Origin of the sequence: Limnohabitans sp. Jir61 (assembly GCF_003063545.1) — a bacterium.
Taxonomy (GTDB): domain Bacteria; phylum Pseudomonadota; class Gammaproteobacteria; order Burkholderiales; family Burkholderiaceae_C; genus Limnohabitans.
The window spans coordinates 135,733-155,529 of sequence record NZ_NESD01000001.1; the positions used below are offsets into that span (position 1 = coordinate 135,733).

A 19,797-nucleotide genomic window follows, 5' to 3' on the forward strand; every position below is an offset into this window, starting at 1 on the left:
GAAAGCATATGTTGTTGGTTTTGGTGGGTCTGCCGGGTTCCGGCAAAACGACCGTTGGGCGTCAACTCGCTCGACGACTACACCTCCCCTTTGTTGATTCGGATCACGCGATTGAGAACCGCTTGGGTTGCTCGGTGCGCGAATATTTCGAACGCGAAGGGGAAGACCGCTTTCGCGACCTCGAATCTGAAGTGCTTGCCGACTTGTGCCACAACCACCACGGTGTGTTGTCCACGGGTGGCGGCTCGGTGTTGCGTCCCATCAACCGCGAACGTTTGCGCGAACACGGCCACGTGTTCTATTTGCGTTCGAGCCCTGAAGAAGTGTTTCGCCGCTTGCGCAATGACCAAAACCGCCCCTTGCTGCAAGTGGCCGACCCGCAAGCGCGTTTGCGCGAACTCCTCGACGTGCGTGACCCGCTGTACCGCGAAACCGCGCACTACGTCATCGAAACAGGCCGCCCCAATGTGGCGGGCTTGGTCAACATGATCGTGTCACAGCTCGAACTCGCTGGCCACATCAAACCCGTCTCGCCCCCCGCGCCTGCCGACCGCCCTCGCGTGTCGCCCCCACACAGAATCTGAGCCATGTCAAACACACCACACCTCGAACGCGTTGCCATTGACTTGGGCGACCGCAGTTACAGCATCTTGATTGGCGAGCAGTTGCTCGACGCAGCAAGCACTTGGGCTGACTTACCCAAAGCCTCGGCTGCTCTCATCGTCACCAATGACACCGTGGGCCCCATTTATGCCGAGCGTTTGCAAGCCGCCCTTGCGCCGCTCTACAAACAGGTTCACACCGTGGCCTTGCCCGATGGCGAAAGCCACAAAGACTGGCAAACGCTGAATCTAATTTTTGACGAGCTGCTGGGCAAAGGCGCTGACCGCAAAACCGTGCTGTTCGCCTTGGGCGGCGGCGTGGTGGGCGACATGACCGGTTTTGCCGCCGCTTGCTACATGCGCGGCGTGCCCTTTGTGCAAGTGCCCACCACTTTGCTGGCGCAGGTTGATTCATCGGTGGGTGGCAAGACGGCTATCAACCACCCCATTGGCAAAAACATGATTGGCGCGTTCTATCAACCGCAACGTGTGGTGTGCGACCTCGACACTTTGCAAACTTTGCCCCAGCGCGAAATGAGCGCGGGCTTGGCCGAAGTTATCAAATACGGCCCCATCGCCGATATGCAGTTTTTGGATTGGATCGACACCAATCTCGACGCGCTCTTGGCGCGTGACCCCAAGGCTTTGGCGCACGCTGTCAAGCGCAGCTGCGAAATCAAAGCCTGGGTGGTGGGCCAAGACGAACGCGAAGGCGGCATTCGTGCGATCTTGAATTTCGGTCATACCTTTGGCCACGCCATCGAAGCGGGCTTGGGCTTTGGCGAATGGTTGCACGGCGAAGCTGTGGGCTGCGGCATGGTCATGGCCTCGCACCTGTCGCAACGTTTGGGTTTGGTGGACGAGTCGTTTGTGTCCCGCTTCACTGCACTCATTGAGCGCGCAGGCTTGCCCATCGTCGGCCCGAAGCTCGGTGCTGACGAATACCTGCACCACATGCGCGTGGACAAAAAAGCCGAAGCAGGCGAAATCAAATTCGTGCTCATCGACAAACCCGGCACAGCCATCGTGCGCGGTGCGCCTGACGCTTTGGTGGCGCAAGTCATAGATGACTGCTGTTCCCAATGACGCAGCTAGCACCCTACGCCTGCCTGCCTGAACAGTCCCGTGGCCGCCGCCACGCCGAACCCTCACTACCCGCCCACGCCTCCAGCGTGCGCAACCCGCATCAGCGCGACCGTGACCGCATCGTTCACTCCACCGCGTTTCGCCGCTTGGTTTACAAGACACAAGTTTTCTTGAACCACGAAGGTGATTTGTTTCGCACGCGCATGACGCACTCGTTGGAGGTGGCGCAACTCGGCCGCTCCATCGCCCGCGCGTTGAACTTGAACGAAGATTTGGTCGAAGCCATCGCTTTGGCACACGACCTAGGCCACACGCCTTTCGGCCACGCCGGTCAAGACGCGCTGAACGAATGCATGGCCCCTTATGGCGGCTTCGAGCACAACCTGCAAAGCCTGCGCGTGGTGGACGAACTCGAAGAACGCTACCCCGCATTCAACGGCCTTAACCTGAGCTTTGAAACCCGCGAAGGCATCTTGAAGCACTGCGCGCGCCGCAACGCCGAACTCATCAACGCGCAAGAGCCCAACGGCATTGCCGCACGTTTCTTGAACGGCACACAGCCCAGCCTTGAAGCGCAGCTGTGCAATTTGGCCGACGCCATTGCCTACAACGCGCACGACATTGACGACGGTGTGCGCTCTGGCTTGCTCACGATGGAGCAAATGCAAGATGTGTCGTTATTCGCCCGCTACCACGTGCAAACCTTGGCTGAATACCCAAGCCTTCAAGGTCGCCGCGTGCTGTACGAAACCATTCGCCGCATGTTGTGTGATCAGGTGTACGACGTGATCAACGCCACACGCGCAGCGCTGCAACAGCACGCGCCCACCAGTGCCGACGAAGCGCGTCAGTGCCCCGCACTCATGCAGTTCAGCGCAGCGATGTACGAAGAATCCAAAGCGCTCAAGTCGTTTTTATTCCGCAATTTGTACCGCCATCCGCAGGTCATGCAAACCACAGACGGTGCGCGTGCCATGGTGCAAGAACTGTTCGCCGTCTACTTGGCCAAGCCCCAAGAAATGCCCGCCGCCTACGCCGAGCGCAGCGATGTGCCGCGTGCTGTGGCCGACTATTTGTCTGGCATGACTGACCGTTTTGCCACGCGTGAGCACGCACGACTCACGGCGTAAATAAGCCGCATCACTTGAGTATGAGCAAGCACCGCTTTGGCATCCACCCTTCGTGGGTCATTGTGTTTGCAGGCGTGTGTGCTGCGTTGCATGTGGGCAAGCTGCCGCCCGCTTTGCCGGTGCTGCAAGACGCACTGGGCATCACCTTGGTCCAAGCGGGCTTCTTGCTGTCAGCTGTGCAAGTGGCCAGCATGACGCTGGGTCTTGCTGTTGGGCTGAGTGCTGACAGTTTGGGTCTGCGCCGCAGCATGTTGGTTGGCTTGGCGCTTTTGTCAGTCGCCAGCATCAGTGGTGGCTTTGTGGCTGATGCCAGTGGCTTGTTGTTCTTGCGCGCGTTAGAGGGCTTGGGCTTTTTGCTGGTCGTCATGCCTGCGCCTGCGCTCATTCGCCGCACGGTCGATGCATCGCAGCTCAGCGGCCGCATGGGCTGGTGGGGCACGTACATGCCCACGGGCAGTGCGCTGGCGCTGTTGTTGGGGCCTTGGGTCATTGCGGGTTTGAACTGGTCCGCGTGGTGGTGGCTGCTGGGTGCAGTGGCTGCGTTTGCTTGGGTCGCCGTGTGGCTCTGTGTGCCCGATGTGCAGCCGCCCGTAGCCACACATAACGCCGCTAGCGATGCATGGCCCAAGCGCTTGGCGCTCACACTTCAAAGTCCTGGCCCTTGGTTGGTGGCGCTCACCTTTGCGGTGTACTCCTCGCAGTGGCTGGCTGTGGTGGGCTTCTTGCCCACGGTCTATGCCGAGCTGGGTTTGGCCGCAGGCACGGCGGGTGTGTTGTCGGCTTGCGTGGCGCTGGCCAATGTTAGCGGCAACATCATGTCGGGTCGTTTGCTGCAACGCGGTTGGCCTGCGCAGCGTTTGCTTTCCATCGGCTTTGCTTGCATGACCTTGGGCGCTGTTGGCGCATATGCCGTGTGGCAGGGCGAAGGCTTGCCCACCTCACTGCGATTTGCGTGCGTGGTGATGTTCTCGGCCGTGGGAGGTTTGATTCCCGGCACTTTGTTTTCATGCGCCTTGCGTTTGGCCCCTAGCGAAGGCACGGTGTCCACCACCGTGGGTTACATGCAGCAGCTCTCAGCGCTGGGCCAGTTTGCAGGCCCGCCCTTGGTTGCGTGGGTGGCAGCCAGCGCAGGCGGCTGGCAGTGGACGTGGGCGGTCACCGCCACGCTCAGTTTGGCGGGCGCGGTGTTTGCGCACTTCATTGGCCGTGCATTGCACAAGAAAGAAAAACATGACTGACACATTGACCCCAGACCAAGAACGCACCGTCATCGAAGACACGCAAAAGTGGTTGCTAGAAGCCGTGGTGGGCCTCAACCTGTGCCCCTTTGCCAAAGCGGTGGTCGTCAAAGACATGGTGCGTTACCGCGTGTGCGCATCTGCCGAGCCCGCCGACCTGCTGGCCATGCTGCGCGAAGAGTTGCAGCACTTGGCTGAGGCCGACCCAGACAAGCTAGACACCACGCTGCTGATTGCGCCCAATGGCTTGCCCGACTTTTTGGATTTCAACGATTTCTTGGCCGACTGCGACGAAGTGCTGATGGACTTAGAACTAGACGGCGTGCTGCAAGTGGCCGACTTTCACCCGCACTACCAATTTGGCGGTACGGATGTGGACGACATCGAGAACTTCACCAACCGCACGCCATACCCCACGTTGCATTTGCTGCGCGAAGCCAGCATTGACAAAGCTGTGGAGGCTTATCCCGATGCGTCGCTCATCTTTGAACGCAACATTGAGGTGTTGAATAAGTTGGGGCAAGAAGGCTGGGCCAAACTGGGCATCGCTTCTCGACTGCACAATTAAGCTATGTCCAAACACAAACAAGCCGTCGCCCCCAAACCTCTTGATCTAGACCTGCGCCCCGGCCAGTCCATCGAGTTGCTCAAAGAGTTGCACATCCTCACACGCGACGGCAAGCTCAACCAAGATTCACGCCGCAAGCTCAAGCAGGTGCACCACCTGTTTCAATTCATCGAAAAGCTGCTGAAAGAACTTCCCGCCAGCGAACAAGGCCCCACGCTCGCCGACCACGGCGCGGGCAAGTCGTATTTGGGTTTCATCATTTACGACTTGTTTTTCAAAGCTTTGGGGCAGGGCAGTATTTACGGCATCGAGACGCGCAGCGAGTTGGTCGAATCGTCCAAAGCACTGGCGCAACGCTTGGGCTTTGACCGCATGAAGTTTCTCAACCTCAGCGTGGCCGAATCCGCACACAGCGATGCCTTGCCCGACCAGATAGATGTGGTCACTGCGCTGCACGCGTGCGACACCGCCACCGACGATGCGATTGCGTTTGGCCTGCAAAAGAAAGCCAAATACATGGTGCTCGTGCCGTGTTGCCAAGCAGAGTTGGCGCGTGCGCTGAATAAAAACAAAGCGCTCAACTTGCAGCGCACACCGCTGGCCGAGCTGTGGCGTCACCCGCTGCACACGCGTGAGATGGGCAGCCAGATTACCAACGTGCTGCGCTGTTTGTATCTAGAGGCGATGGGCTACCAAGTGACCGTGACCGAGCTTGTGGGCTGGGAGCACAGTATGAAAAACGAACTCATCTTGGCCAAGTACACGGGGCAGAAAAAGCGTAGCTCGGCGGAGCGGTTGTCTGCTTTGTTGGAAGAGTTCGGGTTGCAAGAGTTGGCTCAAGAGCGATTCAAAATTGCCGCTTAATTAATCGGGGTCAGGTTCGAATTACCATCGGCAGATGGCCCGCCTCCCTCGTCTCACCGTCACCGGCTACCCGCACCACGTCATCCTGCGGGGCAACAACCGACAAGACATTTTTCGCAGCACCGCTGATTACCAGCGCATGCTCGATTTGTTGTTCGAGCACAGCCGTGCGCACAAGGTCGACATTCACGCCTATGTGTTGATGGGCAACCATTTGCATTTGCTGCTCACGCCACAAGAAGACCAGGGTCTACCCAAAATGATGCAAGCCGTGGGCCGCAGCTATGTGCAGGTGTTCAACAAAGTGCACGCACGCACCGGCACGTTGTGGGAAGGGCGCTACCGCTCCACGCTCATTCAGACCGACCGCTACTTGCTGGCCTGCATGGCCTACATTGACCTCAACCCCGTGCGTGCGCACATGGTGGCGCGGCCTGAGGATTACGTGTGGTCTAGTTATGGGCACTACGCAGGGCATCGCATCGACAGGCTCATCACGCCGCACGCTCTGGTTTGGGGCTTGGGCAACACGCCGTTCGCGCGTGAGGCGGCATACGCCGAATTGGTGCACTCAGGCATCAGCGAGGACCAGCAGAGTGCATTGACCGACGCCACGCTCAGTGGTTGGGCGCTGGGCGACGAGCGTTTTGTGGCCGATTTGCAGTCGCAAACCGAACGACGCTTGGTCAAAACCAAGGCAGGACGGCCGTTCAGCAAGGTTAATAAACCTGTCCCCAATTAAATAATTGCCAAAATTAAGGCTCAATTAATTGGGTTCTGACCCCAATTAATTTTCTTGGCATAGATGCTGCAATGCAGTATTCTTCTGGTCCCGCTGAATTTTTGAGGAATGCGCATGTCTACGGCTGCCGATAAAGCACAACTGCAATCTCAGGGTTTGTACGACCCATCTAACGAACACGACGCCTGTGGCGTGGGCTTTGTTGCTCACATCAAGGGTCAAAAGAGCCACGCCATCGTGGGTCAAGCGCTCAAAATTTTGGAAAACCTCGACCACCGTGGTGCTGTGGGTGCTGACGCGCTCATGGGCGACGGCGCAGGTATCTTGATTCAATTGCCTGATGCGCTGTATCGCGAAGAGATGGCCAAGCAGGGCGTTGCCTTGCCACCCCTCGGCGAGTACGGCGTGGGTATGGTGTTCTTGCCCAAAGAAAGCGCGTCGCGCTTGGCTTGTGAGCAAGAACTCGACCGTGCTGTCAAAGCCGAAGGCCAAGTGTTGTTGGGCTGGCGCGATGTGCCAGTCAACCTCGACATGCCCATGTCACCTCGCGTGCGCGAAAAAGAGCCAGTCATCCGCCAAATCTTCATCGGTCGTGGCAATGACGTGATCGTGCAAGACGCGCTCGAGCGAAAGTTGTACGTCATTCGCAAAACAGCCAGCGCCGCGATTCAAAACTTGAACCTCAAGCACGGCAAAGAGTATTACGTGCCTAGCATGTCTAGCCGCACCATCATTTACAAAGGCTTGTTGCTGGCCGACCAAGTCGGTACTTATTACCGCGACTTGACCGACGAGCGCTGCGTGTCAGCCCTCGGTTTGGTGCACCAACGCTTCTCCACCAACACCTTCCCAGAGTGGCCTTTGGCTCACCCATACCGCTATGTGGCGCACAACGGCGAGATCAACACCGTCAAAGGCAACTACAACTGGATGAAGGCCCGCGAAGGCGTGATGTCTTCCCCCGTGTTGGGCGACGACCTGAAAAAGCTCTATCCCATCAGCTTCGCTGACCAGTCTGACACCGCCACCTTCGACAACTGCCTCGAATTGATGACGATGGCTGGCTACCCCATCAGCCAAGCCGTGATGATGATGATCCCAGAGCCATGGGAAAACCACACCACCATGGACGAGCGCCGCAAGGCCTTCTACGAATACCACGCTGCGATGTTGGAGCCCTGGGACGGCCCAGCTTCTATCGTGTTCACCGACGGCCGCCAAATCGGCGCGACGCTGGACCGCAACGGTTTGCGCCCATCACGCTACTGCATCACCGACGACGACATGGTCATCATGGGTTCAGAGTCTGGCGTGTTGCCAGTGCCAGAAAGCAAGATCGTTCGCAAGTGGCGTCTGCAGCCCGGCAAGATGTTCTTGATCGACCTCGAACAAGGTCGCATGATCGACGACGAAGAACTCAAAGCCGGCCTGACCAACACCAAGCCGTACAAGCAATGGATTGAAAACGTCCGCATCAAGCTCGACGACGTCAAAGGCCACGAAGGCGAAACCGCCAAGGCTAGCGATGTGTCCTTGCTCGACCGCCAACAAGCCTTCGGCTACAGCCAAGAAGACATCAAGTTCTTGATGGCTCCTATGGCTATCAACGGCGAAGAGGGCATTGGCTCGATGGGCAACGATAGCCCCTTGGCTGTGTTGTCTAGCAAAAACAAACCGCTCTACAACTACTTCAAGCAGTTATTCGCGCAAGTTACCAACCCACCGATCGACCCGATCCGTGAGGCCATCGTCATGTCCTTGGTGTCGTTCGTGGGCCCTAAACCCAACTTGCTCGACATCAACCAAGTCAACCCACCCATGCGTTTGGAAGTCAGCCAACCTGTGCTGAACTTCGCCGACATGGCCAAGTTGCGTGACATCGAACAGTACACACACGGCAAGTTCAAGAGCGCCACGCTCGACATGACTTACCCCTTGGCTTGGGGCCACGACGGCGTCGAAGCCAAGTTGGCGTCGTTGTGCGCTGAAGCTGTGGACGCCATCAAAGGTGGCCACAACATCTTGATCATCAGCGACCGCGCTGTGAGTGCCACTCAAGTGGCCATCCCTGCTGTGTTGGCCTTGTCTGCGATTCACCAACACTTGGTACGCGAAGGCTTGCGTACCACGGCTGGTTTGGTGGTTGAAACTGGCAGCGCTCGCGAAGTGCATCACTTCGCTGTGTTGGCGGGCTACGGCGCAGAAGCCGTACACCCCTACCTCGCGCTCGAAACATTGGCCAATCTGCACAAAGATTTGCCAGCTGACTTGTCGACCGAAAAAGCGATCTACAACTACATCAAAGCCATCGGCAAAGGCCTGTCCAAGATCATGTCCAAGATGGGCGTGTCGACCTACATGTCTTACTGCGGTGCGCAGTTGTTTGAAGCCATCGGTATCAACACCGAAACCGTGCAAAAGTATTTCACCGGCACACCTAGCCGCGTGGAAGGCATCGGCATTTTCGAAATGGCCGAAGAAGGCATTCGCATGCACAAGGCCGCATTTGGCGAAGACCCAGTGCTGGCCAATATGCTCGACACCGGTGGTGAATACGCTTGGCGCGCCCGTGGCGAAGAGCACATGTGGACGCCTGATGCGATTGCCAAGTTGCAACACAGCACACGCTCGAACAACTTCAGCACGTACAAAGAGTACGCACAAATCGTCAACGACCAAAACAAGCGTCACCTGACCTTGCGCGGTTTGTTCGATTTCAAAATTGACCCATCCAAAGCCATCTCGGTGGACGAGGTTGAGCCAGCCACTGAAATCGTCAAACGTTTCGCCACAGGCGCGATGTCCTTGGGCTCTATCTCTACAGAAGCACACGCCACTTTGGCCGTGGCGATGAACCGCATTGGCGGCAAGTCCAACACGGGTGAGGGCGGTGAAGACCCAGCGCGTTACCGCAACGAACTCAAAGGCATCCCAATCAAACAAGGCGACACACTCAAAACCATCATCGGCAACGATGTGGTCGAAGTGGACATGCCTTTGAATGCTGGCGACAGCTTGCGTTCGCGCATCAAGCAAGTGGCTTCTGGCCGCTTCGGTGTAACGGCTGAATACCTGTCTTCATCTGACCAAATTCAGATCAAGATGGCCCAAGGCGCGAAGCCCGGTGAAGGTGGTCAGTTGCCAGGCTCGAAAGTGTCTGAGTACATCGGCAAGCTGCGTTACAGCGTGCCAGGCGTGGGTTTGATTTCTCCACCTCCACACCACGACATCTACTCCATCGAAGACTTGGCTCAGTTGATCCATGACTTGAAGAACGTCGCCCCTCACGCTGACATCAGCGTGAAGTTGGTGGCAGAAATCGGTGTGGGCACGATTGCCGCAGGCGTTGCCAAGTGCAAGGCCGATCACGTGGTGATCGCCGGCCACGACGGCGGCACAGGCGCATCGCCTTGGTCTTCCATCAAGCATTGCGGTTCACCTTGGGAAATCGGTTTGGCCGAAACCCAACAAACTTTGGTGTTGAACGGTTTGCGTGGCCGCGTGCGCGTCCAAGCTGACGGCCAAATGAAAACCGGCCGCGACGTGGCTGTGGGTGCTTTGCTCGGCGCTGACGAGTTTGGCTTTGCCACTGCACCTTTAGTGGTTGAGGGCTGCATCATGATGCGCAAGTGCCACCTGAACACATGCCCTGTGGGCGTGGCCACACAAGACCCAGAGTTGCGCAAGAAGTTCACAGGCAAGCCTGAGCACGTCGTCAACTACTTCTTCTTCATCGCTGAAGAAGTGCGTCAGATCATGGCGCAGTTGGGTATCAAGAAGTTTGACGACATGATCGGCCGCGCCGACTTGCTCGACATGCGCGCTGGCATTGAACACTGGAAAGCTTCTGGCCTCGACTTCGCTCGCTTGTTGGCTGTGCCTCAAGTGGGCCCAGAGATTCCTCGCTACCACGTGGACAAGCAAGACCACGGCTTGGAAAAAGCACTGGACCAAAAACTCATCGAGAAATCCAAGCCCGCCATCGAGCGCGGCGAGAAGGTGCAGTTCATGGAAGTGGCCCGCAACGTCAACCGCTCAGTCGGTGCGATGTTGTCCGGCGCTGTGACCAAGGTGCACCCAGAAGGTTTGCCAGATGACAGCATCCGCATCCAACTCGAAGGCACGGGCGGTCAATCGTTCGGCGCGTTCTTGTGCAACGGCATCACGCTGTACCTCATTGGTGACGCCAACGACTACACCGGCAAAGGCCTCTCAGGCGGCCGCGTGGTGGTTCGCCCCAGCATCGATTTCCGTGGCGACGCGGTCAACAACATCATTGTGGGTAACACTGTGATGATTGGTGCGACACGCGGTGAAGCGTTCTTCTCCGGCGTGGCTGGCGAGCGTTTTGCTGTGCGTTTGTCTGGCGCGACCGCAGTGGTCGAAGGTACAGGCGACCACGGTTGCGAATACATGACAGGCGGCACAGTCGCGGTGTTGGGTAAAACCGGCCGTAACTTTGCAGCTGGTATGAGCGGCGGTGTGGCGTACGTGTACGACGAAGACGGCCAGTTCGACAAGAAGTGCAACACAGCCATGGTTTCCATGGAAAAAGTGTTGACGGCTGCGCAGCAAGAAGAAACCTTGCCACGCGCCATTTGGCACCGCGACCAAACCGACGAAGCGCAACTCAAGAAGTTGCTCGAAGACCACCACCGTTGGACGGGCTCTAAACGCGCCCGTGACTTGCTGGACAACTGGGGCACTGCACGTGCCAAGTTTGTCAAAGTGTTCCCCAACGAATACAAGCGTGCATTGGGCGAGTTGAACGCAGCCAAGACTGCCAAAGCTCCAGCGGCCAAAAAAGCCGTCGCTGCCAAGTAACGCTAAGACCAAGCAAAAGGATTTGAATCATGGGAAAAGTCACTGGCTTTATGGAAATTGAGCGCATCGAAGAGGGCTACAAGCCCGTCAAAGAGCGCTTGAAGAACTACGACGAATTCGTGATCGCTTTGGACGACAAACAAGCGCACGATCAAGCTGCACGTTGCATGGACTGCGGCACACCGTTTTGTAACAACGGCTGCCCTGTCAACAACATCATTCCGGACTTCAACGACTTGGTGTACCAAGGCGATTGGAAAAACGCGATCGACGTGCTGCACAGCACCAACAACTTCCCCGAGTTCACCGGCCGAATCTGCCCTGCACCTTGCGAAGCGGCTTGCGTGGTGAACGTCAATGGCGACGCGGTGGGCATCAAGTCCATCGAGCACGCCATCATTGATAAAGCTTGGAATGAAGGCTGGGTTGTACCCAAGCCCGCCAAGCACAAGACTGGCAAAAAGGTTGCCGTCGTGGGCTCTGGCCCTGCCGGTATGGCCGCTGCACAGCAGTTGGCACGCGTCGGTCACGACGTGACCTTGTTCGAGAAAAACGACCACATCGGTGGCTTGTTGCGCTACGGCATTCCAGACTTCAAGATGGAAAAGTCGCACATCGACCGCCGCGCCAAGCAGCTAGCCGCTGAAGGTGTGACCATTCGCACCAACGTGATGGTGGGCGAGTTGCCCAAGGGCTCTAAGGTCACCAACTGGGCCACAGAAACCATCAGCCCAGCGCAACTGCAAAAAGACTTTGACGCTGTGTTGTTGACCGGTGGCTCTGAGCAGTCTCGCGACTTGCCAGCACCTGGCCGCGACTTGGCTGGCATTCACTTCGCGATGGAGTTCTTGCCCCAACAAAACAAGGTCAACGGCGGCGGCAAGGTCAAAGACCAATTGCGCGCTGACGGCAAGCACGTGGTGGTCATCGGCGGTGGCGACACCGGCTCTGACTGCGTGGGCACCAGCACACGCCACGGCGCTGCAGGTGTGGTTCAGTTCGAGGTGATGCCTATGCCACCCGAGCATGAGAACAAGCCTTTGGTATGGCCATACTGGCCACTGAAGCTGCGCACCAGTTCTAGCCACGACGAGAGCGCCGAAAAAGGTTTGCTCAAGCGCGAATTCGCCATCTCCACCAAAGAGTTTGTGGGCGAAAACGGCAAAGTCACTGGCGTCAAGACCGTTCGCGTCGAATGGAAAGACGGCAAGATGGTGGAAGTGGCAGGCACTGAAGAAATCATCAAAGCCGACCTCGTGTTGCTGGCGATGGGCTTTGTGAACCCCGTGGCCACGATTCTTGACGGTTTTGGCGTTGAGAAAGACGCACGCGGCAATGCCAAGGCAACCACCGAATTCACCGGCGGCTATGCCACCAACGTACCTAAAGTGTTTGCTGCGGGCGATATTCGCCGCGGCCAGTCTTTGGTGGTGTGGGCCATCCGCGAAGGCCGCCAAGCTGCCCGCTCGGTGGACGAGTTCTTGATGGGTGCTAGCGATCTGCCCCGTTAATTTCCGTCTTTACAAGCCTTTGATGGCTTGGAACTAAAATACAAAGGCTGACCTGTTTCATGAACAGGCCAGCTTTTGTTTCTATGAATACCACTTCCTTGCTAAATACAAACCCTGATGCGTTGGTTGAGCTGCGCGATATTCGCTTTGGCTATGGCGAACGCGTCATCTTGGATGGCATAACGCTGACCATCCCGCGAGGCAAAGTCACAGCGCTCATGGGTGCATCGGGTGGCGGTAAAACCACGGTGATGCGTTTGATTGGCGGCCAATACCGCGCCCAGTCAGGCAGCCTCACGTTTGATGGCAAAGAAGTGGCGTCACTCAACCCTACCGATTTGTATGCTGTGCGTCGTCGTATGGGCATGTTGTTTCAGTTTGGTGCTTTGTTCACCGACTTGAGCGTGTTTGACAACGTGGCCTTCCCGCTGCGCGAACACACCGACCTGAGCGAATCTATGATTCGCGACATCGTGTTGATGAAACTCGAAGCCGTGGGCCTGCGCGGCGCACGTGATTTGATGCCCAGCGAAGTGTCAGGTGGCATGGCCCGCCGTGTGGCCTTGGCCCGCGCCATGGCGCTTGACCCAGAACTCATCATGTACGACGAGCCCTTTGCAGGCTTAGACCCAATTTCCCTCGGCACGGCCGCGCGTTTGATTCGTCAGCTCAACGATACGTTGGGCCTCACCAGCATCATCGTGTCGCACGATTTGGATGAAACCTTCCACATCGCGGACCAAGTGATCGTGTTGGCCAACGGCAAGATTGCCGCACAAGGCACACCCGATGAAGTGCGTCACAGCACCGACCCGTTGGTGAAACAGTTTGTCACCGCAGCGCCTGATGGCCCTGTGCGTTTCCATTACCCAGGCCCATCCGTGGCGCAAGATTTTGGCGTGGTGGGCAAAGCATGAAATTCATCGCCAATATAGGTTTTGCTGTGCGCAGCTATTTGGCTGGCTTAGGGCTTGGTGCGCGATTGTTCATTCGCCTCATGGGCTTGTTTGGCAGCAACATGCGCCGCTTTGGTTTGGTGCGTGACCAAGTGCATTTCTTGGGCAACTATTCGTTGGCCATCATCGCGGTGTCAGGTTTGTTTGTGGGCTTTGTGCTCAGCTTGCAGGGCTACTACACCTTGCAGCGTTATGGCTCTGCTGAAGCGCTGGGTTTACTTGTAGCTTTGAGCTTGGTGCGCGAGCTCGGCCCCGTGGTGAGCGCCTTGTTGTTTGCGGGCCGCGCCGGTACATCGCTCACTGCTGAAATTGGTTTGATGAAAGCGGGCGAGCAACTCAGCGCCATGGACATGATGGCGGTTGACCCCGTGCGCCGCATCTTGGGCCCACGTTTTTGGGGCGGCATCATCGCCTTGCCTTTGCTTTCGGCTGTGTTCAGCGCCGTGGGTATTTTGGGCGGCTGGATGGTGGGTGTGTTGATGATTGGCGTAGACGCCGGCTCGTTCTGGAGTCAGATGCAAGGCGGCGTAGACGTGTGGAAAGACGTGGGCAATGGCGTGGTCAAGAGCATCGTGTTCGGTGTGACCGTCACGTTTGTCGCGCTGCTGCAAGGCTATGAAGCACAGCCCACGCCTGAAGGTGTATCGCGCGCCACGACTAAAACGGTCGTGGTCGCTTCGTTGGCAGTGTTGGGGTTGGACTTCATCCTCACCGCCATGATGTTCAGTATTTGATGAATCGAGGAAGCTATGCAACGCTCCAAAGTTGATGTCTGGGTCGGTTTGTTCGTGCTCTTGGGTGCGGCTGCCATTTTGTTTTTGGCTTTGAAGTCAGCCAATTTGTTGACGCTGAGTTTTCAGTCCAACTACACCGTCAGTGGGCGCTTTGACAACATCGGTGGCTTGAAACGTCAAGCAGCGGTCAAGAGCGCAGGCGTTGTGGTGGGGCGTGTGGAGTCGGTCACGTTTGATGACAAAACATTCCAAGCCACGGTGACCATGAGCATCGAGAGCCGTTACCAATTTCCCAAAGACAGCTCTTTGAAAATTCTTACGAGCGGTTTGTTGGGCGAGCAATACATTGGCATTGAAGCAGGCGCAGAGGCTGACAACTTGGCCAATGGCGACCGCATTCAAGCCACGCAATCAGCTGTGGTGTTGGAAAACCTCATCAGTCAATTCTTGTACAACAAAGCTGCGGAACCGGCACCTGAAAAGGGTGGCAAATGATTGCGCCCTTGCACAAGCGATGGGCGATGACTGCCATGCTTGTAGCCGTGGCTGTGCTTAGCACTGGTTGCGCTTCGGGTCCCAATGTCAACCCCAAAGATCCTTTGGAGCCGATGAACCGCAGTGTTTCCAAGTTCAACGACACATTGGATGACAACGTACTCAAGCCAGTCGCAACGGGGTACAGAGATTACACGCCTGAACTTGTTCAAAAGGGCATTACCAATTTCTTTCGTAACTTGTCAGATGTGTTTTCAACTGCCAATAACGGTTTGCAATTTAAAGGCCGCGAGACAGCAGAGTCCTTGATGCGCGTGGTTGTTAACACCACATTGGGTATCTATGGCCTCTTTGATGTGGCGACTGAAATAGGTTTGCAACGTCACCCTGAAGACTTCGGTCAAACCTTGGGTTACTGGGGTGTACCTGATGGCCCTTATGTTGTGTTGCCAGTGTTTGGCCCATCTACTGCGCGTGATACGTCCGTTTTGCCCTTGGAATTTTCTACAGACTTTGTTGCCAAACATGATGTGGTTGCTGAGCGCAATGCAGCGGTTGTTGCACGTATCGTGGAAAAACGCGCAAGCTTGCTGCAAACGTCTGATTTGTTAACCGGTGCAGCAATTGATAAATACAGCTTCACGCGTGATTCGTATTTGCAGTTCCGTCGTAATCAGGTGTACGACGGCAATCCGCCTGATGAAGATCAATTAGAAGACCCTAGTGCGGATCCTGCTTCACCGTCAGCCAAATAAGACGGTTCCGCGTTAAATAAAATTGAATACCTTGGAGTTTGAAGTCATGAGCCATTTTTTGTCACGCCGCAGCCTTTTTGCATGGATCCTTGGCTCAGTCTGCGCACTGGGTTTGGTCAGCGTTGCAAACGCTGCAGACGAAGCAGCCGACGCTTTCATCAAACGAGTGTCGTCTGATATCTTGGACGCCATTAAGGCGGATAAGTCCATTCACAACGGTGATGTGAACAAAATCATTGTTTTGGTTGACCAACGCGTCATGCCTAACGTGAACTTCTTGCGCATGACCGCTTCAGCGGTTGGGCCAGCCTGGCGTCAAGCCACGCCTGAGCAGCAAAAACGTTTGCAAGAAGAGTTCAAGATTTTGCTGGTGCGCACCTATTCAGGTGCATTGGGTCAGGTGAGTGACCAAACGATTACCGTCAAGCCATTGCGCGCCGCGGCTGATGACAAAGAGGTGATTGTCAAAACCGAAGTGCGTGGCAAAGGTGACCCCATCCAGCTGGACTACCGCGTTGAAAAAACGGCAGATGGTGCGTGGAAGGTCTACAACATGAACGTCATGGGCATTTGGTTGGTTGAAAACTACAAAACCCAGTTCGCGCAAGAAATCAACACCAAAGGTGTGGATGGTTTGATCGCCAGCTTGGCCGATCGCAACAAAACCAACGCCAAAGCCTCTAAATAAACCATGACGGCTCAACATACCTCCGTCGCTTTGCCTGCTGTCTTGATGCAGGCGCAAGCACAAGCCGTCACAGACGAGCTGGCCCCTTTGTTGAGCGCGTGCGTGTCTGAAGGCGGCGAGGCAGTGTTGGATGCATCAGCGCTCACCCAGTTCGACTCTTCGGCGTTGGCAGTGATCTTGGCATGTCGCCGTGCGGTGTTGGCTCGTGGCGCGCACCTGCGCATCAAGGGCTTGCCTGAGCGAGCCCAAGCCTTGGCCAAGGTGTATGGTTTGAGCGATTTGCTCCAATAAAACGCGTTTTCAGCGCCCCCCCTAGGGGTGCCCAAGTCAGGGCATTGGTAAAGCCTTAAAATCAAAGGCTACTCATGCCCGCTATTTCATTCCAATCCGTTTCCAAAACCTTCCAAACCGCCCGAGGTCCGTTTCAGGCGCTCGATGGCGTGCGTTTTGATGTCCAAAAAGGCGAGTTCTTCGGGCTCTTAGGGCCCAACGGCGCTGGCAAAACCACCCTCATCAGCATCTTGGCTGGTTTGGGCAAGGCCACATCTGGCTCGGTGTTGGTGCACGGGGTGGATGTCGCCACCCAATCTGCCCAAGCCCGCCGCATGTTGGGCGTGGTGCCGCAAGAGCTGGTGTTCGATCCATTCTTCAATGTGCGCGAAGCCTTGAAGTTTCAGTCGGGCTACTTTGGCGTCAAGCACAACGACGACTGGATTGACGAGCTGTTGCACAGCCTCGGTCTCACTGACAAAGCCAACCACAACATGCGCCAACTCTCGGGTGGCATGAAGCGCCGCATGTTGGTGGCGCAAGCCTTGGTGCACAAACCACCCGTCATCGTGCTCGACGAGCCTACAGCTGGCGTGGACGTGGAGCTGCGTCAAACTCTGTGGCAGTTCATTGCCAAACTCAACCGCGAGGGCAGCACCGTGCTGCTGACCACGCATTACCTCGAAGAAGCCGAAGCTTTGTGTGGCCGCATCGCCATGTTGAAAAACGGCAAAGTGGTGGCGCTGGATAGCACCACTGAGTTGCTCAAAGCGGCATCGAGCAATGTGCTGCGCTTCAAGATTGACACCGAGTTGCCTGCTGCCTTGGCTGCCAAGGCGCGTGTGACCGGCCGCATTGTGCAGTTCCCTGCCAATGACGCGCTGGAGATTGAGCGCTACCTTGCCGCCGTGCGTGAGGCGGGCTTGCAAGCGCAAGACGTTGAAATTCGCAAAGCCGATTTGGAAGATGTCTTCCTCGATGTGATGCACAGCAGTGATGAGGTGAAAGCATGATGACCGGCTGGACCATGCTCTTTTACAAAGAGGTACTGCGCTTTTGGAAAGTCAGTTTCCAAACGGTGGCTGCGCCCGTGCTCACCGCGGTGATGTACCTGATGATTTTTGGTCATGTGCTTGAAGCGCACGTGCAGGTGTACGACGGCGTGAGCTACACCGCGTTTTTGATTCCAGGCCTCGTGATGATGAGCGTGTTGCAAAACGCGTTTGCCAACAGCTCCTCGTCCATGGTGCAAAGCAAGATCATGGGTAACTTGGTGTTCCTGTTGCTCACGCCGCTGTCGCACTGGAGCTGGTTTTTTGCCTACGCGCTTTCTGCCATGGTGCGCGGATTATTGGTGGGCGCGGGTGTGTTGCTGGCCGGCGTGCTTTTTGTGTGGCAATCGTCAGTGCTCAATTTTTCGCTTTTGCCTACGCAGCCTTTGTGGGTCATCACCTTTGCGGTGTTTGGCGCACTCATGCTTGGCACGTTGGGTTTGATTGCGGGCTTGTGGGCTGATAAGTTTGACCAAATGGCCGCTTTCCAAAACTTCATCATCATGCCGATGACGTTTTTGAGCGGCGTGTTTTATTCCATCCACTCACTGCCCAGCTTTTGGCAAAACGTGAGCCACCTCAACCCGTTCTTCTACATGATTGATGGCTTCCGCTTTGGCTTCTTTGGTCAAAGCGATGTGTCGCCTTGGTTGAGCTTGGGTGTGGTGGGTGTGTGCCTTGGTTTTGTGTCGGCCGTTGCGCTGCACTTGCTGCGCACGGGTTACAAGATTCGAGGATGAAGGTTTTTAAATGACAGCAGACGAACTACAAACCATCATCGCCGCAGGCCTGCCCTGTGAGCATTTGCACGTCGAGGGCGATGGCCGTCATTGGTATGCCACTTTGGTGTCTGCTGAGTTTGAAGGCAAGCGCCTCATCCAACGCCACCAAAAGGTGTACGCCACTTTGGGCGAAAAAATCAAAACTGACGAAGTGCATGCTTTGTCTATGAAAACCTACACGCCTGCCGAATGGCAAGCCGCAGCCACGAAAGCCTAAACACAATGGATAAATTACTCGTTCGCGGCGGCCGCACCCTCAATGGCGAAGTGTTGATTTCAGGCGCTAAAAACGCGGCCTTGCCCGAGCTGTGCGCAGCCTTGTTGACCGACCAGCCTGTCACGTTGCAAAACGTGCCGCAGTTGCAAGACGTGGCTACCATGCTCAAGCTCATCCGCAACATGGGTGTGACAGCCGAGCGTGCAGACGACGGCACAGTCAGCTTAGACGCCGGCGGTTTGAACAACCCAGAAGCCCCTTACGAGTTGGTGAAAACCATGCGCGCTTCGGTGCTGGCTCTCGGCCCCTTGTTGGCCCGCTTTGGCCACGCCAAGGTGTCGTTGCCCGGCGGCTGCGCCATTGGCTCACGCCCTGTGGATCAGCACTTGAAAGGCTTGCAAGCCATGGGCGCAGAGATTGAGGTGGACCACGGCTACATGGTTGCCAAATTGGGTGGTGGTCGCACACGCCTCAAAGGCGCGCGCATCGCCACCGACATGGTGACCGTCACTGGCACAGAAAACTTCCTCATGGCCGCGGCTTTGGCCGACGGTGAAACCGTGTTGGAAAACGCCGCCCAAGAGCCAGAGATTCCAGACTTGGCCGAAATGCTCCTTGCCATGGGAGCGAAGATTGAAGGCCACGGCACAAGCCGCATCCACATCCAAGGTGTGGATCGCTTGCACGGCTGCACCCACAAAGTGGTGGCTGACCGCATTGAAGCCGGCACATTTTTGTGCGCGGTGGCAGCCACTGGCGGCGACGTGTTTTTGCGTCATGCCCGCGCCGACCATTTGGATGCGGTCATCGACAAGCTGCGCGATGCAGGTGCAACAGTCACTGCCAACGCACAGGGCATCCGCATTCAAGGCACTGCGCCTGCGTATGAACACCTCAAGGCGCAAAACTTCCGCACCACCGAATACCCAGGCTTCCCCACCGACATGCAAGCGCAGTTCATGGTGTTGAACGCGATTGCCAAGGGCGCATCGAAGGTGACCGAAACGATTTTTGAAAACCGCTTCATGCACGTCAACGAGTTGGTGCGCTTGGGCGCACACATCCAAATCGACGGCAAAGTGGCTGTGCTTGAAGGCGTGCAAAAGCTCTCCGGTGCAACCGTCATGGCCACCGACTTGCGCGCTTCTGCCTCGCTGGTGATTGCGGGCTTGGTGGCCGACGGCGAAACCTTGGTGGACCGCATTTACCACTTGGACCGCGGCTACGACAAGATGGAAGCCAAGCTGCGCGCCATTGGCGCAGACATTGAAAGAGTGAAATGA

Annotated in this window: 19 protein-coding genes; all 19 read left to right on the plus strand. The window is 56.6% G+C overall.

Annotated features, from left to right (window positions below):
- Nucleotides 1–8 precede the first annotated feature (8 nt).
- Entirely contained in the window at nucleotides 9–584 is a 576-nt protein-coding gene (locus tag B9Z35_RS00590) for a shikimate kinase (protein ID WP_108281743.1), read from the plus strand.
- Between the two features lie 3 nt (nucleotides 585–587).
- Nucleotides 588–1,688, plus strand: coding sequence for a 3-dehydroquinate synthase (gene aroB, locus B9Z35_RS00595; protein ID WP_108281744.1), 1,101 nt, complete (start codon nucleotides 588–590; stop codon nucleotides 1,686–1,688).
- Nucleotides 1,685–2,818, plus strand: coding sequence for a deoxyguanosinetriphosphate triphosphohydrolase (locus B9Z35_RS00600; protein WP_108281745.1), 1,134 nt, complete (start codon nucleotides 1,685–1,687; stop codon nucleotides 2,816–2,818). Before aroB ends, B9Z35_RS00600 begins: the two co-directional genes overlap by 4 nt.
- A 20-nt stretch (nucleotides 2,819–2,838) precedes the next feature.
- Nucleotides 2,839–4,056 (plus strand): CynX/NimT family MFS transporter, encoded by a 1,218-nt coding sequence (locus tag B9Z35_RS00605; protein ID WP_108281746.1) that lies wholly within the window; start codon nucleotides 2,839–2,841, stop codon nucleotides 4,054–4,056.
- On the plus strand, nucleotides 4,049–4,624 hold the full coding sequence (locus B9Z35_RS00610; RefSeq protein WP_108281747.1) for a DUF1415 domain-containing protein: 576 nt from the start codon (nucleotides 4,049–4,051) through the stop codon (nucleotides 4,622–4,624). Before B9Z35_RS00605 ends, B9Z35_RS00610 begins: the two co-directional genes overlap by 8 nt.
- A 3-nt stretch (nucleotides 4,625–4,627) precedes the next feature.
- Nucleotides 4,628–5,488, plus strand: coding sequence for an SAM-dependent methyltransferase (locus B9Z35_RS00615; protein WP_108281748.1), 861 nt, complete (start codon nucleotides 4,628–4,630; stop codon nucleotides 5,486–5,488).
- 34 nt (nucleotides 5,489–5,522) lie between these two features.
- Nucleotides 5,523–6,230 carry a transposase gene (locus tag B9Z35_RS00620; protein WP_108281749.1) on the plus strand — a complete coding sequence of 236 codons (708 nt, stop codon included), beginning with the start codon at nucleotides 5,523–5,525 and terminating at the stop codon, nucleotides 6,228–6,230.
- A 114-nt stretch (nucleotides 6,231–6,344) separates the two neighbouring features.
- Nucleotides 6,345–11,054 carry a glutamate synthase-related protein gene (locus B9Z35_RS00625; RefSeq protein WP_108282752.1) on the plus strand — a complete coding sequence of 1,570 codons (4,710 nt, stop codon included), beginning with the start codon at nucleotides 6,345–6,347 and terminating at the stop codon, nucleotides 11,052–11,054.
- Between the two features lie 29 nt (nucleotides 11,055–11,083).
- Nucleotides 11,084–12,565, plus strand: a complete 1,482-nt coding sequence (locus tag B9Z35_RS00630) for a glutamate synthase subunit beta (protein WP_108281750.1) — start codon at nucleotides 11,084–11,086, stop codon at nucleotides 12,563–12,565.
- A gap of 83 nt (nucleotides 12,566–12,648) precedes the next feature.
- Entirely contained in the window at nucleotides 12,649–13,482 is an 834-nt protein-coding gene (locus B9Z35_RS00635; protein WP_199219746.1) for an ABC transporter ATP-binding protein, read from the plus strand.
- Nucleotides 13,479–14,255: a lipid asymmetry maintenance ABC transporter permease subunit MlaE gene (mlaE, locus tag B9Z35_RS00640; RefSeq protein ID WP_108281752.1), complete on the plus strand. Its 777-nt coding sequence runs from the start codon at nucleotides 13,479–13,481 to the stop codon at nucleotides 14,253–14,255. The genes B9Z35_RS00635 and mlaE overlap by 4 nt, the downstream gene beginning before the upstream one ends.
- Nucleotides 14,256–14,270: 15 nt before the next feature.
- On the plus strand, nucleotides 14,271–14,750 hold the full coding sequence (gene mlaD, locus B9Z35_RS00645) for an outer membrane lipid asymmetry maintenance protein MlaD (protein WP_108281753.1): 480 nt from the start codon (nucleotides 14,271–14,273) through the stop codon (nucleotides 14,748–14,750).
- Between the two features lie 26 nt (nucleotides 14,751–14,776).
- Nucleotides 14,777–15,505, plus strand: coding sequence for a VacJ family lipoprotein (locus tag B9Z35_RS00650; RefSeq protein ID WP_233246436.1), 729 nt, complete (start codon nucleotides 14,777–14,779; stop codon nucleotides 15,503–15,505).
- Nucleotides 15,506–15,551: 46 nt separating this feature from the next.
- Complete coding sequence (locus B9Z35_RS00655; protein WP_108281755.1) at nucleotides 15,552–16,193, plus strand: phospholipid-binding protein MlaC; 642 nt, start codon at nucleotides 15,552–15,554, stop codon at nucleotides 16,191–16,193.
- Between the two features lie 3 nt (nucleotides 16,194–16,196).
- Nucleotides 16,197–16,484, plus strand: a complete 288-nt coding sequence (locus B9Z35_RS00660) for a lipid asymmetry maintenance protein MlaB (protein ID WP_108281756.1) — start codon at nucleotides 16,197–16,199, stop codon at nucleotides 16,482–16,484.
- A gap of 74 nt (nucleotides 16,485–16,558) precedes the next feature.
- Nucleotides 16,559–17,476: an ABC transporter ATP-binding protein gene (locus B9Z35_RS00665; protein ID WP_108281757.1), complete on the plus strand. Its 918-nt coding sequence runs from the start codon at nucleotides 16,559–16,561 to the stop codon at nucleotides 17,474–17,476.
- On the plus strand, nucleotides 17,476–18,255 hold the full coding sequence (locus B9Z35_RS00670; RefSeq protein ID WP_108282753.1) for an ABC transporter permease: 780 nt from the start codon (nucleotides 17,476–17,478) through the stop codon (nucleotides 18,253–18,255). The genes B9Z35_RS00665 and B9Z35_RS00670 overlap by 1 nt, the downstream gene beginning before the upstream one ends.
- 10 nt (nucleotides 18,256–18,265) lie before the next feature.
- Entirely contained in the window at nucleotides 18,266–18,514 is a 249-nt protein-coding gene (locus tag B9Z35_RS00675) for a BolA family protein (protein ID WP_108281758.1), read from the plus strand.
- Between the two features lie 5 nt (nucleotides 18,515–18,519).
- Nucleotides 18,520–19,797, plus strand: a complete 1,278-nt coding sequence (gene murA, locus B9Z35_RS00680) for a UDP-N-acetylglucosamine 1-carboxyvinyltransferase (protein ID WP_108282754.1) — start codon at nucleotides 18,520–18,522, stop codon at nucleotides 19,795–19,797.